This is a genomic window from Paenibacillus sp. W4I10 (assembly GCF_030816325.1).
Classification (GTDB): Bacteria; Bacillota; Bacilli; order Paenibacillales; family Paenibacillaceae; genus Paenibacillus; species Paenibacillus amylolyticus_B.
Map to the genome: position 1 here is coordinate 6,890,393 of NZ_JAUSXX010000001.1, position 16,108 is coordinate 6,906,500.

The window sequence follows — 16,108 nt, forward strand, 5'->3', positions numbered from 1 at the left end:
AAATTTCAATTTAACGGAGACGACCTACCATAACGATTCTTCTTCGAATGGCCTTCCTACTGGTGGATACGAACAGGTCGATGGAATGGAATTTGAAATTACAGGAGTTGATGACGGACTTAATTTCGTGAGCTATGGTTTGCAGATCAGGACAATAATTTAGGTGTGATTGTTAAAAAACATCTTCTTTGATTATATTCAAATCAAATAGAGCAGTTTGCAAGTTGTCAACTGCTCTATTTTTCGTTTAGCCGTTAATGAACGGGATCAGCATAGTATGACGTATGAGCAACATAAGCCTTCCAAAAATGTTGGGAAGCATCATCCAATCTACAAGTGCTTTTCAGTTTTTCATATGTGCTGAGTTCGGTACTATGAAGGATACCGTAGTTCCCCCACCAGGTGTACTTTGAATCGCTAAGCCTTGTCCATATATTTTTTTGAGACGACGATCAGTATTAATGATTCCCACCCCGGATGTCCCAGCTTTTTTCTTGCCATCTAATAGGGAAGATAGCTTGGTCTCATCCATACCGACTCCATTGTCGTGTATGATGAATTTGATGCAGTTTTCTTCTTTCTTAGCTGTTATGGTTAGCTTTCCTCCGCTTGCCCGGTTCAATATTCCGTGACGAATTGCATTTTCAACGATAGGCTGTATCGTGAGTGGAGGAAGTTTAGCCTCCAGATGATCCGGCAGGTTCCATTCGACTTCCAAACGCTCTCCAAACCGTTCCTTTTCGATGTATAAATAGGCTCGTAGCAAATCAAGTTCATGGGAAAGGGGAACCAGACGCTCCAAATTTCTCGAATTAAAGCTTCCCTTCAGATAATCACCAAATGTTACAAGCAAGGCAATCATTCGATCCGGATCTAATAGGCTGAGTGAAGCGATGGAATTGATCGTGTTGAATAAAAAGTGAGGCTGAATTTGAGCTTGGAGCCACGCAGCTTCCATGCGTAATTGCTCGTCAACAGATTGCTTAAAATGAATTAATGCCCGGACTCTGGATTGTAGCTCTAACACTTCAACCGGTTTTGCCAAGTAATCATTAGCTCCTGCTAGAAATCCAGTATGAATATCCTCAGGTCTGATTCTTGCCGTAAGCAGCAATACGGGCAGCTCGAAAATGGTGAATTTCTTCCGTATCAACTCGGTAAGCTCATAACCGGACATCTCGGGCATCATGACATCCACAACAACCAGATCCCATTGGTTAAGGCTAATTTGTTTGAGTGCCTTCTCAGCACTGTTCACAGTTGTAACGTCATAACTGCTCAGGTCCAGCAATGACTTTATAACCTTCAAATTGATGGCATCATCATCAACAATAAGGATAGACCCAGTGACACTCTCCATCTTGTATCCGTTCTCTGAAGAAACAGCTACCTCACTATTTCCTTTCATCGTGTGTTGTATCTGAACGGGATGATCCTCTATGACGTGACCCTTATTTAAACCCTCTATAGATGTTGTTGTTGTTGTTGTTGTTGCTGCCAGAGGAAGGTTAAAAGTGAAAATGGACCCTTTTCCCAGGACAGATTTCAGCTCCAATGTTCCGCCATGAAGTTCCACTAAATTTTTGCATATACTTAGCCCTAGACCTAAACCGCTACCTTGAGAGGTGATACTCGAATCAGATTGTTCATAGGGGGAGAAGATTCTATGCTTCATCTCCTCGTTGATACCGATACCAGTATCCGCAATATGGATATAAACAGTCTTGTTCAGGACTTCTGCACGAAGGGAAACACTGCCTTCACTAGTATATTTCAGAGCATTATGCACTAAATTAAATATAATTTGAATAAGGCGGTTTTCATCTGCTGCCACGTTAGGCAGTGAATCGGGAATTTCATTCACCAGCTGCACGTTTTTATTCACCGTCATATAGTTAAGCATCTGGATTATGCCCCTTGACACAGCAGATAAAGAAACACTCGCTATATTTAGCGTGATCCGGCTGTCTTTGAGAAGAGTGATGTCTATCAGGTCATCAAGCAGATGTGACATACGTTGTCCAACTTTAGTGATCAGCATTAAATCTTCTTGGTCCATCGTATCCATCCTGCTGTTCCTTCGAATGATAATGGATTGAGCTATATTAATGATCGCGTGTAGCGGATTTCGAAGTTCATGTGACGTATTGGCAAGAAATTCATCTTTCTGCTTGTCCACCTTTTTGAGCTCTGCGGCTTGTTTCTCAGCACGTATTGCCGTTTTGGTGAAGCGTACAAACCAGAAAGAGGCAAAAACAACAAAAGCCACAATAAGGTCGATGGGGTAGAAAGGTAGATCATTATCAAACCTAGACTTAAAAAATCCACTGAATACCATATTGATTGATACGGCAATTCCGGCAAGTAATATTGAAATTGCTGCTTCTTGGCCTGTCCTGACGGCTTGCCTTGAAATAATAGGGACAAGTAATATGGCCGAGAGCATAAAAATGGCAATAATCTTAGATGTGTAATCTAACCAGGCAAGAGGGAAGAATAGGTTAATAGCTGCATAAGAATAAAAGAAAATAGAGAAGATAATGATCAATTTCTTAAAACTATTAACAGACAGCAGATGCTTTGTACATAATACTAAACAGTATGAAAGGGCAGAGTATCCAATGATTCTCATCCGTATTGCCCATTCAAAGTTTATAGGAAGCCATTGAAGCAGCATTCTGTCATCGTCCATCCACGTAACAATCAAGGCAAATATAATAATTCCGGCAAAATAAAAAAGCTCTTTCTTTCGATGGCCGACGAAAAGCAGGATAACGACATATAACATGTGGAGCAACAGAATAATGCCGACTAGCAGCTGCATGTTCTCACTATTATATTTTTCTTTCATGACTGCAGCGGAAGTTCCAAATTTGATGGATTGAATAATTCCGCCTTTGTTATGATAGTGGAAATTGCTGACGTGAATCACAATATCAATGTTTGACTGCTCCACTGTAAAGTTACCTGTATACGGTACGACCTTAGAGATCGTTCCAATTGAAGTTTCATCAGGGTGACCTGATTCGTATAACAGGTTACCGTTAATATATAAGCGATAAGCAGTCTTAATTTCAGGAATATGAATGCCATAGGACGTATTAGATTTAGGCAAAGTTACACGAAGTCGATAACTTCCAAAATTGGCTTCAGGACTCGTATCATTAAAAGTGCCGGGAACCTTTGTTGGATTTGCAATACTAAGCCTGTCACTAAAGGATATACGGGGAGAAAGAAAGATATCGGGGTGAAAGTTCCATTGCCCGTTTAGTGTGATCGTCTGTCTATCATCAAATTGCCAACTAGATAAATCAAGTTCCCCTTGTACTGCGTGAGGTTGACTTGGAGGAGAGTACTCCGTATACCACAACAGCCTCATTCCGATTAAAGCTGCTAAGTAAATTAGGACAAGCCATGTCAGCTTATATTTTAATATGTTTTTCTTAATCTGAATGAATGATGGCAACATTAACAATCCTTTATCATACGGTATAGTGGATTAATAAAAAAACCAGACTCTCCTAAGGAATTGGCATAAGACAACAACTGCCTTAAAGTGCTGATTTTAAGCGGTTCTGTTTCTTTTCCAACCCCCTAAACCATTGTTCAATATCGTCTCGCGGGGGCATATCGTACTCCTCTTCTAGTACTGCTACGAGTTTTTGATAACACTCTAAAGCCTTTATTGGTTCGCCCATCTTGTCATAGAGCTTCATCAAAGCAAATGAAGACTTTTCCTCAGCCGGATTGAGACGGTTGATTTGTAAGTATGTTGTCAAAGCTTCGCTAAATTTCTGTTGATCTTCATACCACTGTCCTACACATAGAGCTGTATTAAGCCATAATTGTTTGAGTCTTTGTCGCTCTCCCTCTGCCCACCAGTAATCGTATTCTTGCAGATAATCACCTGTATAGCTGTTAATTTTCTTAAGGTAGGTTTCCAGATTTTTTTCCGAAATATCTTTAACGACCGGAGAAGAATCCCACTCTGCTACATCCAGGATGACATTCTCTAGCTCCAATACGTAGCCGTCATTCGCACTCTTGATCTGAAACCTTTTTCCATAAGGGTTGAGGCTTTTGCGAATATGGTAAATCGTTGTGTAAAGTTGTGAATATGCTTTATATACATCTACATTAGTCCATAGCGAGTCCACGATAAATGATTTGCGAACTAGCTGCCCTCTGTGCTGAAGTAGATACAAAAAAAGTTCCTGCGCTCTGGTGGTTCTCCATTGGATTAATGAAAAGTGGCCTGGTGTCTGCGGCTCTTCAATCATGACTTGTTTGAACAACGTCATCTTAAGTGGTTTTAGAGAATCAGCGTGATTAACGCTCACGGTATTGCTACTGATTATCCGATTCATCGTTTTGGACAATCGATCAAAACGGACCGGTTTTAAAATATAATCAACGGCGTTCACTTCGAAGGCTTTTACAGCGTATTCTTGATAGGCCGTGACGAATACAACGATCAAACCAGGTTCATGCTCCATCAATCTTTCGGCTAACTCAATGCCATTCATCTCTGGTAATTCAATATCAATAAAAGCAATATCCACCTTTGTATGTTTTGTTATATCTATGGCGTCATAGGGGTTTGTAAATTTACCGATAATTTCAAGACTGAAGTTAGCCATCTTCATTAAATGATGCTCTAAATAAGACAAAGCTAAAAGTTCATCGTCAATAATAATAGCCTTCATCTTGGAATACTCCTTATTTAACTTATGAGTTTATTTTAACTATATTGATTTTATCACGAATGTTGAAAAATGGAATTAAAACTCGAAATATGTATTCACCTATACATACAGAGTAGGTGCTGTAACTAAAGAAACAGTGCTTCCTTCTTCATTTGCTTAATGTCGATAAATCCAGAAAAAGTGAAAAAATATAATCGATTCTGAATGGATTACTCAACATTTTAACGTATCTACCATGTACTTAGGTAACTAGTTTGAAATTTCATAAACTGATAGAGCCCCACAGATTCTTAGGATCGGCGGGGCTTTGCATATGAATAACCAAGTTAGATTAGTACGGTATATCACCTATCGCAGTATCTTCAGAAATCGTAACCACATGCCATGCAGAGTAAGGATTTTTTAAACATATATCAGATACTCTACTAACAGACTGCATTTTCCCAGCAAGCCTATGACTCGCTTTGAGCCGTTCTTCTTTTCCAACGTTTCAAAAGCACGTACAATCCAAATGCGCCTAAGAAAACCACCGCTGCCGGAACGATATAAGGCTTAACAATCTCATCCACATGCTCCCATTGAGAGCCTAATTTAAAGCCTAAGTAGATGTACAATGAGGTGATCGGAAGCATGGCCAAGAATGTAAAGATACTGAATTTAAACACATTCATCTTCGCCATTCCACAAGGGATGGAGATCACGGTCCGAATGCCAGGTACAAAACGTCCATAGAAGGCGACCCCGCTGCCATATTTCTCGAAGAACGTATCGGAAGCGTCCAGATGATGGGGGCGAATCAAGAAATACTTGCCGTATTTTTCGACCATCGGTCTGCCGCCGTAACGTCCCAGGGCATATAACGTCAGAGGTCCAAACGTTCCACCTACGGTACCCGCCAGTATAGCCAGCCACAGCTTCATATCTCCAAGATACACCCAATATCCCGCCATGGGCAGTACGAGTTCAGCAGGTACGAATTCAAACGACAAGGCAAGAACGAGACCTGCGTACGATAAATCTTTAAAAAAAAGTATAAATTGCGTGATCCACTCCGTCATGCTTTCCCTCCACGAATCTTTCTATTTTTAATATAAGAAACACTCCTTTACAAAGAGTAACAATAGCGAATAGAGCTTGTCAAAGTTCACATGCATATCCGATTTAGCCCGTCACGACGGGATATGTTAGACCATACATAAGATAACTGATCGCCTCTAACAATCTAACACCAATATAACACTCTGAAAATGTTTCCAAATATAGTATGATAAGACTATCACTAGCTTCTTCACCATCCTATACATACAGAGAAGGAGATCAGAACATGACCTTAACTTCGATTATTGATCAGATCCATATTATTGAATACGATGTCTCTTACGCTGCCGCACTCGCGGATATGTGGAACCGTAGTAACGAAAGCTGGGGAGGTGGCACCAACCTTAGGACAGAGGAAACAGTTCGTCGGGAGATGGAGAGTTCGTCCAATCTCCATGCATTTCTAGCCGTTCATGAGAAAGAGGTGGTTGGCTTCTGCAGTTTCGCCCACTATCGATATGACGAGAGAGCGCTATATGTACCGCTGCTTAACGTACGCCCAGACTATCACGGGTATAAGGTTGGACGTAACCTGATTCTGAATGCTGTGCGTAAGACCGTAGAGGCTGGATGGCCCCGCCTGGATCTGTTCACATGGGCAGGCAATACGAAGGCTGTACCGATGTACAAGAAATGCGGATTCTTCTGGGAGAAAAAAGATGAGAATGTGCATCTGATGAATTTCATTCCCACCATCTTGCAGACCGAAGCACTCGCTCCTTATTTTGAGGAGCTGGATTGGTATGCAGACAGCACGCGTGAACTCGTCGTCGAGCCAGATGGCCGACGGGAGCGTGGGTTTGATTTCTTTGACTATACGTGGAAAAAGGGAGAGGTCTCCCTGCGGGCTGAGTTTGAAAAGTCGGGTCGCGGGCTGACTGCCCTCGAAACACCGGATTACGAGATCGCTACAGAGGTCGATGATCATGATCTGGTTTTCGGTTCCAGCTATATGGTTCGCTATCGCATTAAGAACACTTCTGCGTCAGAACTGGCGATCGAAATCAAGGGTCAGGATAACAAAAATATTCGATTTGCGCTGGACGTTGTACGAGCAGTTGCTCCGGGAGAAACCATTACCGTGGAAGGTGAGTTTCACCTTGATCCGATTACAGAGGAACAGAATAACAATAAAACCCATCCCGTTGTTGCCAGCACATGGTTGATCGGTGGGAAGAAAGCGGAGTTCAGGTTAGGTATTGCCCCGAAATTTCCGGCCAAGATCAAGACCGTTTTGCCTGTAAAGGAGCTCTATCCAGGTATCCCGGCGGAGTTGGTTCTGAATGTGGAAAATAATGTGGATGCAGAAACAGAATTCAGTCTAGAACTTCCGGAGGATGAATTCCTCGAATGGGCGGAACGTTCGGTACGCTTTACGGTGCCTGCCAAAGGCAAATTGTCTGTGCCCGTGCCCTTCACCTTGCGTTCATATGGTCTATATTTCCAGGAAGTAGAAGTGACGGCTGTCCCCGTGGGGAACCATGCAATCTCTTTTACAAGCAAAATTTCTGTCCTGATGAAGGGAATCGAAGGGAAATATGGCGGGCAGATTGAGGATCAATGGGTGGCCGTTAACGGCGCATTCTCTATTCATATGAGTAAGCAAGATAATAATATGTGGATTGAATACCCGGGCTCCCGTCATTCGTTCTGGTGGACTTATCCGAAGCTGGGTAAGCCGTTTGCCGAAGAATTATCCAAGAAACAAGCCAAAGAAGTGAATATCTATCCCGAAGGGGAACGTCAGGTTCTTGAAGCGCTGTATGACTCGGAGGATTTCCCGGGCCTGCAGATTAAGTCTGTGGTTAAGCTCTCTGCGAATGGAATCGCCGAATTCCACCACGAGGTGGAAAATACACGAGATACCGCCTGGGAAGAGGACCTGTATCTAATGAATAACTTCGGGTTCTATGGTAACAGGTTGATCCTTCCTTATCAGGGGCGCTTCGTGGATATGGGCGATGATTATGCAGGTGATCCGAACCATTGGAATAGCTCACAGATCACGGAGAACTGGCTGTTCTGCAAAGAAGAGTATGGGGCGTGCGGGATCTATTGGGACCCTTCCCTGAAGCTGCTTCGTCCGGAATACACGCTGGGTTTGCAGCATGATCTGGGCCGTTTGGAGCCAGGGGCTGTAGCACGAACCAAGGAAACGGTGTTTGCTCTGAACACGTTCGCCAAATGGCATGATTTCCGTGCATTTGCCCGGAAGCAGCGTAACCCGTTCATTCCTTTGCTAGACAGTCATCTGGATTTGACACTCAGTGAAGGGAATCCATTTGCCCCGGATGTGCTGCAAGCAACGTTGACTGAACATAAACTGGTTCCGCTTGCAGGCAAGCTGGAACTGTATGTACAGCAGGGTAGCGAACCGGAGGTTATGGCAAAAGCGAAGGAATTCAATCCGGAACAGAATCTAAACTCCGCCAAGCTGACATTTTCACCAGACCAAGTGAACCGCCACCATCACGTGAGTGGTTGGAAAGTTCGTGGGCTATACCGGGGCGAAGATCGGATTCAGGTGCGAACGGCGCTTTGGTTCCCGCAGACCGGAACAGAGGTGAAGCAGAAGATTGAAGAAGGTTCTTCTGGACCTGTATACACTGTAGACAATGGCGTATTGTCGATCGCCGTTGCTCCAGAATTCGGCAGTGTCGTACACTCTCTGAAAGTTGCAGGAGACGAATGGCTGGACAGCTCGTACCCTGAACCGGCTCCACGCTCATGGTGGAATCCATGGTACGGCGGGTTGGGAGTGGCGATCCCGGGCATGAATGGTTTCAGCCGCCAGTTGGAACAGAGAGTCGCTTCCTGGACAGAGCAGAAGGATCAATATGGCAACGTCTGGAAGGGCATTAAACTGACCACCCGGATTGAGAAGCATGAAGCGAATCGGGGAATCACAATTCACCAGCATTATCTGATGCTGCCGGGTGTTCCTGTGCTCTGCACGCTGCTTGCGGTGACAAACGAAAGTGGCCTGACGCTTACGGATTACTCGCTTGCGGAGGAACGTTTCCTCCAGCCTTCATCTGTATATGCGGAAGGATGGATCGAACAACCGGGCAAAGATCGATTCCCATTAGGCAAAGTAGATGTGGGCCTGCCACTGGAAGACCTTTTGCGAGTCGGATCGGTTTCGCGTGAAAACATGCTGCATGCGGTCCATCGTTACCCGAACCAGAGTGCTTGGGCTTTTGCCAATAATCAGGTGACGGGTCTGCACGTGAATCATCATCTGACACTTCATCACGGGGAGACGGTCTGGACGGAGCCGACATATCTTGTCCTGGGGCCAATCCCGCTAAGTTCAGCGGATGTGCAGGACCTTCTCAAACTAAATTTTGTAACTTCTACCGATGAAAAGGAGGCTTCACATGCCGATCATTGATATTCACATTCATCTGTCGGACATCGACAGCTTTCACCGAACAGCGATTGATCTGTCCAAAGTGGATTACTCTGCCGCTGGTCTTAAAGCGGAGTTTGATAAAAACGATGTCATTATGGGTATCGGAATGGGGGTTACGGAGCAGACGAAGGGAGCGTTCCCGGATTCCAGTTCCCCTAACCCGATGGGACTTGATCTGGAAGAGAATGTTCCGTCATTCCTCATGGAATGCGTGGGCATCAATCCTAATGCGCTAGACGGTAAAAACGCTCAGGACGAGCTTGACCGGATTGAAGCAAGACTGCAATCCCCCGAGGTAGCCGGAATCAAACTCTATGCCGGATACTATCATCACTATGTGTATGACAAAATCTATACCCCGGTCTATGAACTCGCAGCCAAGTACAACCTGCCTGTCGTGATTCATACGGGTGACACGTACTCCATGAATGGATTACTCAAATATTCGCATCCGTTGACGGTGGATGAATTAGCCTTGCAGCAGCGCGGTGTGAACTTTATGATCTGTCATTTGGGTGATCCATGGGTGATGGATGCAGCTGAAGTGGTGGCGAAGAATCCTAACGTGTATGCGGATTTGTCTGGTCTTGTGGTAGGGGATCGGCCCCATTTTGAACGGTTCATGAACGAGCCTTTATTCATGGATCATTTCCGCCGGGCCTTGGTCTATTCGGATCATTATGAGAAAATGCTGTTTGGCACCGACTGGCCGCTTGCGCCCATCGATCTGTATGCCGAATTTGTCCGCCGACTTGTACCGGAGCAACATCATGATAAAGTGTTCTACGAGAATGCCTTTGGGCTGTTTCCGCGAATTGGACAGCGGATTACCGAGTTGGGTTAAAAGGGAAGTAATGAAACTTTAATATTTGAGGGAATATCATGCGTGTATGTCATTCAAGAAAGCATGCGATGTTCACGCTGAATTCCTGCCGTATAAGCTCCTGCCAATTTGCTGGCAGGAGCTGTTTGGGTTCAGGAAAACTGAATTTATCTTACGTCCAATCTGAAATGAAGGGATCAGGAGTACAAAGGTTCGGTCACCATTTTCATATACTTTTTTAAGTCGTCTTTGGCTTGGGGGGAGTGTTGCCAAACTCCAAGGTTCCAACTCATATAACGAATTCCGAGATATCGGGATGCCGAGGAGAAGTACTTTTCAAATTGATTTTGTGGAATATCGTATCCTTGAGAACTAAGAGTCTCACGATAGATCTCAACTTGTCTCATATGTGCACAGCGCAGAGGGATATCGAAGAACAGAGAGCCATACCTTGATTCCTCCCAATCGATAAAATAAACGTCCTCATTGTTGTGTACCAATACATTGCCGGGATTCAGATCATTATGAATCAGCGTATGCGTATGTTCGTCCTCGATAAGAGTTTCAAGATCATTTACGATGCTATTTGCTACAGCTTCAATCTCCCCAATGAGCGTTGAGCCAAATTCCTCAATGAATGATGGACTTTCTATGGCGTTTTTCCAAGAAGGTCTCCAACGAGTTTCTATCATATCAACGATATGAGATCGATCCACATTAGATATCCAGGGCAATTCTTTTTTTGCCCCCATATTCGTTCCGTGTATGTAAGCCAATGCTCGTAATTCTTTATTCTGAAGCAGATTTATATCCAAATGACTATAATCGGTTTGGTAGTCCACATCCTGGATACAGATCAGGCTGCGATCCTTGTTATGAGGTTCATTTGTTAAACTATAAGGTACATTTGCTCCTTGTAAAAATAATCTGAACAAGGTAGAGCGTTCAATAAACGTGGCCTTCTTGGTCACGAGAGAAATATCCCTGTTCACTCCATTTACAAGGAATTCAATATAATGTCGAAGCAATTCAACGGCTTGAGATCCCGTACCGACAGGGTTACTTTTGATACTTCGAATGTGAACATCCGAGGATACATATTGATGAATGGTTTGTTTTATTAGTTGTTGTAATGTGATAGACTCCATGCTCATCTGTTATCTCCCTCTTACCTGTATTTGTTTTTACGAATAAAGAGAATTATAATGGTGGATGCACAAAATTTCAGACTTCTTTGGAGGAACATACGTTATGAGATCTTTTCAGTTTTATAATCCGACCCGGCTGATTTTTGGCAAAGGGCAACTTCAAGCACTGCAAACCGAAGTTCCAAAATACGGAAAGCGTATTTTGCTTGTATATGGTGGTGGAAGCATCAAGCGCAGCGGCCTGTACGATCAGGTAATCAGTCAGTTGAATGAAATCGGGGCAGAGGTGACGGAACTAGCTGGTGTGGAACCGAACCCTCGTCTGTCTACGGTTCATAAGGGTGTAGAACTATGCAGAACACATAATATTGATCTGGTTCTTGCGGTTGGCGGTGGCAGTGTACTTGATTGCGCTAAAGCTATCGCAGTAGGGGCCAAATACGATGGAGACATGTGGGATGTTGTTGTGCGCGAAGCAACTCCGCAAGGCGGACTTCCACTAGGTACAATTCTGACAATGGCAGCGACCGGTTCCGAGATGAACAACGGTTCAGTAATTACGAATCAGGATACGCAGGAGAAATGGGCATGGTTCAGCGAGTATTCATTCCCAGCGTTCTCGATTCTTGATCCGGTAAACACCTTTACCGTACCTCTGGATCAGACTGTATACGGCATGGTGGACATGATGTCGCATGTGTTTGAACATTATTTCCATCTGGATACCAATACACCGGTTCAGCTTGGATTCTGTGAGACGATTCTTCGTACCGTCATCGATACAGCCCCTCGCCTGATCAAAGATCCGGAAAATTATGAACTGCGCGAAACCATTCTCTACTGCGGAACAATGGCGCTTAATGATGTTCTGAATATGGGGCTTGCTGGAGACTGGGCATCTCACAATATTGAACATGCTGTGTCGGCCGTGTATGACATTCCTCATGGGGGAGGCCTTGCCATTCTGTTCCCGCACTGGATGAAGCATAATCTGGATGTGGATGTAGATCGATTCAAACGTTTGGCTGTTAATGTATTTGATATCAATCCTAATGGAAAGTCAGACAAACAAGTGGCTGAAGAAGGCATCGAAGCACTGCGTAATTTCTGGACTTCTATTGGTGCCCCTAGCCGTCTGGCTGACTATGACATCGACGACAGTCAGATTGACGCGATGGCTGATAAAGCGATGCGATTCGGTCCGTTCGGATTCTTCCAAAAATTGCAGCGTGAAGATGTCGTGCAAATCTATCAAGCGGCACTGTAATTGGAAGTTCACTTATATAGTGAATGTAATAAACAAGGACCTTCCTGTACTTCTGAGGAAAGTCCTTGTTTTTATTTTAACATCATCTATTGTACGTTCAACGGTATATTCCAGATCATATCTTGCGAGCACTTTAAGATTGTTCAACCGCTGCCTCATTGCCACCAGTATACATCCGTTTCAGATACAACTTGCTTGGACGGTGCAAGAGCACGATGAGCAGGGCGAAGAGATGAATCAGGATAAACAGGTTACTTTCATTGGGAATAGCAACAAGTAGCGCCAAACTTAGAAATGTGACGGTGAGCTTGAACTTTCTCTTGGTAATGAATATAACGGCGAGCAGGCTTGGTCCAATCATAAACAACATTCTGCCTACGATTATGCCAGAGGCGTAAGCCAGATCATCTCCTTTGTGTGAAAAAGCAAGATAAGCCTCCATGTTCTGGTTAAAATCCATGAGGAACACGATAAAGGACACAATCACGTAGATCAATTTTACACTCAATAAAATGCGCACGACATTTAAAAGTGTGGGTAAAGCTGTTTTTACCATACGACTTCTCCTTTTCTACTTCGAACCTATAACCTCAGATTCTCCTGGTTGTCATCTCGCGAAGGACCTTCCTGCTTAAGATACACCTTGCTGGGCTTGTGGAGCAACAGACAGAGCAACATGAAGGTGAAACAAGACAAGGGAATTCTGAAAGAACACAATGCCAAACAATAGAGCTAGGCTCATGAACGTTATGGTTAGCTTATAGCTTCGTCTTGAGATCCATACGATGGTCAGAATCGGGGGACGATATGTATTACAGACATTAACCGATGTTGATGTCATATTTTGTATTAACCCAAAGTCTACATTCTCCAATCGTCAACAGCGGCCTTTGACCTACAGTTATCCGCTTCCATAGAATAAGGGAAATATTTTTGAAAGCGTTACCGGCACTGGACGTTTATTTAATAACAATCGATATAAAGTTAATCCATATTATATTGGACCCAACAAGAATAAGGATGGATGGTGAATGTATTCATGTTATTAGCAAAAGCGAGGCAACGCTTGACCAACATGTCTTTTCGGTTCAAATTGCCAATGATGATCAGTATTCTGGTCTGCATCGTACTGGCCGTGACGGCTGTGCTGTGTTACAAAGTGGCAGAGGAGATCACACTGGACAAAAGCAAAGATGAGATCCAGTCAACTTCTGACCGGATTGGAGCAGGTTTATTTACTTCACTAAGTCTGGAGGAGCAGTCCACGTTTCTAATCACAACACATCGGACATTCCAAGACTTGCTGGAGATTCGAGATACAGCAGGACAGAGTGATGACGCGTTTTTTCGGAAAATAGCGAACTGGTGAACAAGGCCAATGGGATATTGGCAGATAGCCTGACAGGAATGGAGGGCAGCAATGTTATAATTCTCCTGGATCGGGAAGACGTTGTGGTTGCAGCAAACAATCCCGAAGTGGTCGGTGGGGAACGTGCCAAACGCACCTATTTTCAGCAGGCACTTCAAGGGCACAACTATGTGAGCGAAGGTGTGATCTCTGAATCTCTGGGAACGCTGGGGACCGTCTTTGCGATGCCGATCTACGGTGATAACAAGGAAGTGAAAGGCGTGCTGTGAGCACCTGTCGCCATTTATGGCTACAGGTGCTCTTTTGTGATGTGTTACTCTCCTCGAATGGAAGGCGCATACGCCAGCACTTCCATCTCAATTAAATAAGGGCCTAACCCGCTGAATACAGTAATGCGGGCGGGATAGGGCTGCTTAATCATTCGCGCATATACTTCGTTGTATTCGGGCTGATCCTCCACGCGTGCCAGATGAGTCGTTGCCTTCACGATATGATCCAGTGTAAGTCCGGCTTCTTGCAGGATCACCTCAATATTGCGGATGCACTGCTCCGTCTGCTCCTTAATGCCGCCGATAGGCTCAAGGGTCTGTGGATCAACGCCTACCTGACCTGCCACGTAGACCATATCTCCTGCACGGACAGCGTGGGAGAAAGGAAGTGGGAACTTGGGTGCTGTACTGGCATGTATGATGGTAGACATAGTAGTTATCATTCCTTTCCTAGTGAGGGTGTATATTGGGTGTTAACTGATGCCAGTTCGTAACCTGCTGATAATGATGAGCGATGGACAACAGGCGGTCTTCTCGGATGAGTGGACCGGCAAGTTGCATGCCGATAGGTAATGGCTTCCCTGAGGTGGTATCAAACCCGATGGGGAGGGTAATGGAAGGTAGCCCTGTATTGGTAAAAGGTCCGTTGAAAATGGGACTACCGGTCTTGTAGCCATAGGGGGCCACATACGGCGTGGATGGGGTCAATAACACATCCACTTCATCGAAAAGCATCATCATCTCGCTGCGGAATATCGTTCGAATGCGCTGTGCCTGCAAATAATCAACAGCACTCGTTTGAAAGCCGAGTTCAAGCTGCTCCCGCATCGTGTGACCGTAGCGATCGGAGGCTTCCGCAAAGCGTTCCTGATGGAAGGCGGCAGCTTCTGCCCGCATAACCGTACGATGAGCAGCAATGGTCTCTTCCATATAAGAAGGCAGATCTACTTTTTTCCATTGCATGCCCAGCTTCTCAAGTACAGCGAGTGCCGACTCTACCGCTAACAAGATTGCCGGTTCATCGGTCTGGAAGAAGTTGCTTGGCAGCCCGATCACCATTCCTGAAACAGGATGCTCAAGAGCGCTTGTTAAGTCTGGCTTGCCGTGAGGCAGTGTGAAGGAGTCCGGCTCATCCTGCCCGGCCATCGCTTCCAGAACGATTGCGTTATCTTGTGCGGATCGAGTGAAGGCGCCAATATGATCCAGACTCCAACTGGCTGTGATGACACCGTTACGGCTAACCCTGCCGTAAGTTGGCTTCATACAGGTTAATCCGTTGTAAGCTGCGGGTCTGAGCAGAGATCCAAAGGTCTGAGTTCCGAGAGTGAAGGAGGCCATACCAGCCGCTACAGCAGCGGCGGAGCCTGAACTGGAACCGCCTGGGGTATGTTCTAGATTCCACGGGTTGCGGGTTGGCGGCTCTCCTCCCTGGAACGCATACTCCGTTGTTGTTGTCTTACCTAGGAGGATAGCGCCGGCAGCCTGCAACTTATCAATGACAGTAGCATTTGCCTTGGGTACGAAGTCAGGATAGGTGCTTGATCCAGCCGAGGTCCGTATGCCAGCGGTATGGATAATGTCTTTCGCTCCGTAGGGAATGCCATGAAGAGGGCCGAGGTATTCGCCATTCATTAGCTTACGCTCAGACTCTTTTGCGGCCTGAAAGGCTTGTTCCGCAGTGACTGTAACGAAGGCTTGCACAGCAGGCTCTACATTCTCAATTCGTTTCAAATAGGACTCTGTAAGCTCAACAGGAGATATCGTCTTGTTTTTAATCAATGTTGCGGCTTCCGCAATCGTCAGCTCGTTCAGTGGTTTCGTAATCATCGCAGAGGCACGCTCCTATGCGGGGGATTGGGACCTACTTCTTCTGGCAGCTTGAAGTTTCGAATCAGCTCCAAGTCTGCTGTAAATAGGGCAAGCTCCTCGCTCGTAATAACTCCGTCCGCATATTTGGCACTTTCCGTACGGCGGTGTGTGAGATAGTCGTCTTGATTCAGAGTAATCAACCTT

At 45.0% G+C, this 16,108-nt stretch carries 13 protein-coding genes; 5 read left to right on the forward strand and 8 right to left on the reverse strand.

The window, feature by feature from the left end; genetic code table 11:
- Positions 1 to 343 precede the first annotated feature (343 nt).
- The 3 genes from QF049_RS30925 to QF049_RS30935 form a co-directional block, all read right to left on the reverse strand.
- Entirely contained in the window at positions 344 to 3,469 is a 3,126-nt protein-coding gene (locus tag QF049_RS30925; RefSeq protein ID WP_307542895.1) for an ATP-binding protein, read from the reverse strand.
- Between the two features lie 82 nt (positions 3,470 to 3,551).
- The gene (locus QF049_RS30930; RefSeq protein ID WP_307542897.1) at positions 3,552 to 4,706 is read right to left on the reverse strand and encodes a response regulator; all 1,155 of its coding nucleotides are present in this window, start codon (positions 4,704 to 4,706) and stop codon (positions 3,552 to 3,554) included.
- 452 nt (positions 4,707 to 5,158) lie between these two features.
- Positions 5,159 to 5,764: a DedA family protein gene (locus QF049_RS30935; protein WP_307542900.1), complete on the reverse strand. Its 606-nt coding sequence runs from the start codon at positions 5,762 to 5,764 to the stop codon at positions 5,159 to 5,161.
- 266 nt (positions 5,765 to 6,030) lie between these two features.
- Here QF049_RS30935 and QF049_RS30940 point away from each other — a divergent pair, with 266 nt between their 5' ends.
- Together QF049_RS30940 and QF049_RS30945 are read left to right on the forward strand one after the other, a co-directional pair.
- Positions 6,031 to 9,198, forward strand: coding sequence for a GNAT family N-acetyltransferase (locus QF049_RS30940; protein WP_307542902.1), 3,168 nt, complete (start codon positions 6,031 to 6,033; stop codon positions 9,196 to 9,198).
- The gene (locus QF049_RS30945) at positions 9,185 to 10,063 is read left to right on the forward strand and encodes an amidohydrolase family protein (RefSeq protein ID WP_307542904.1); all 879 of its coding nucleotides are present in this window, start codon (positions 9,185 to 9,187) and stop codon (positions 10,061 to 10,063) included. Before QF049_RS30940 ends, QF049_RS30945 begins: the two co-directional genes overlap by 14 nt.
- Before the next feature lie 176 nt (positions 10,064 to 10,239).
- Here the strand turns inward: QF049_RS30945 and QF049_RS30950 are convergent, their stop codons facing one another.
- Positions 10,240 to 11,196 (reverse strand): phosphotransferase family protein, encoded by a 957-nt coding sequence (locus QF049_RS30950; protein ID WP_307542906.1) that lies wholly within the window; start codon positions 11,194 to 11,196, stop codon positions 10,240 to 10,242.
- A gap of 97 nt (positions 11,197 to 11,293) precedes the next feature.
- Here QF049_RS30950 and QF049_RS30955 point away from each other — a divergent pair, with 97 nt between their 5' ends.
- The gene (locus QF049_RS30955) at positions 11,294 to 12,457 is read left to right on the forward strand and encodes an iron-containing alcohol dehydrogenase (protein ID WP_307542908.1); all 1,164 of its coding nucleotides are present in this window, start codon (positions 11,294 to 11,296) and stop codon (positions 12,455 to 12,457) included.
- Positions 12,458 to 12,590: 133 nt separating this feature from the next.
- On the opposite strand, the gene QF049_RS30960 is transcribed toward QF049_RS30955, so the two are convergent.
- The gene (locus QF049_RS30960) at positions 12,591 to 13,013 is read right to left on the reverse strand and encodes a hypothetical protein (protein ID WP_307542909.1); all 423 of its coding nucleotides are present in this window, start codon (positions 13,011 to 13,013) and stop codon (positions 12,591 to 12,593) included.
- A 483-nt stretch (positions 13,014 to 13,496) separates the two neighbouring features.
- Between QF049_RS30960 and QF049_RS30965 the strand changes: the two genes are divergently transcribed.
- Positions 13,497 to 13,826, forward strand: a complete 330-nt coding sequence (locus QF049_RS30965; RefSeq protein WP_307542911.1) for a hypothetical protein — start codon at positions 13,497 to 13,499, stop codon at positions 13,824 to 13,826.
- Complete coding sequence (locus tag QF049_RS30970) at positions 13,823 to 14,095, forward strand: PDC sensor domain-containing protein (protein ID WP_307542913.1); 273 nt, start codon at positions 13,823 to 13,825, stop codon at positions 14,093 to 14,095. The genes QF049_RS30965 and QF049_RS30970 overlap by 4 nt, the downstream gene beginning before the upstream one ends.
- Positions 14,096 to 14,139: 44 nt before the next feature.
- On the opposite strand, the gene QF049_RS30975 is transcribed toward QF049_RS30970, so the two are convergent.
- The 3 genes from QF049_RS30975 to QF049_RS30985 are packed head-to-tail and all read right to left on the reverse strand — an operon-like array spanning position 14,140 to position 16,104.
- A complete protein-coding gene (locus QF049_RS30975) occupies positions 14,140 to 14,526 on the reverse strand; it encodes a RidA family protein (RefSeq protein WP_091013442.1) in 387 nt (128 codons plus the stop codon).
- 19 nt (positions 14,527 to 14,545) lie between these two features.
- Entirely contained in the window at positions 14,546 to 15,922 is a 1,377-nt protein-coding gene (locus QF049_RS30980) for an amidase (protein WP_307542918.1), read from the reverse strand.
- Positions 15,919 to 16,104, reverse strand: a complete 186-nt coding sequence (locus QF049_RS30985; RefSeq protein WP_036674348.1) for a hypothetical protein — start codon at positions 16,102 to 16,104, stop codon at positions 15,919 to 15,921. The genes QF049_RS30980 and QF049_RS30985 overlap by 4 nt, the downstream gene beginning before the upstream one ends.
- Positions 16,105 to 16,108 lie beyond the last annotated feature (4 nt).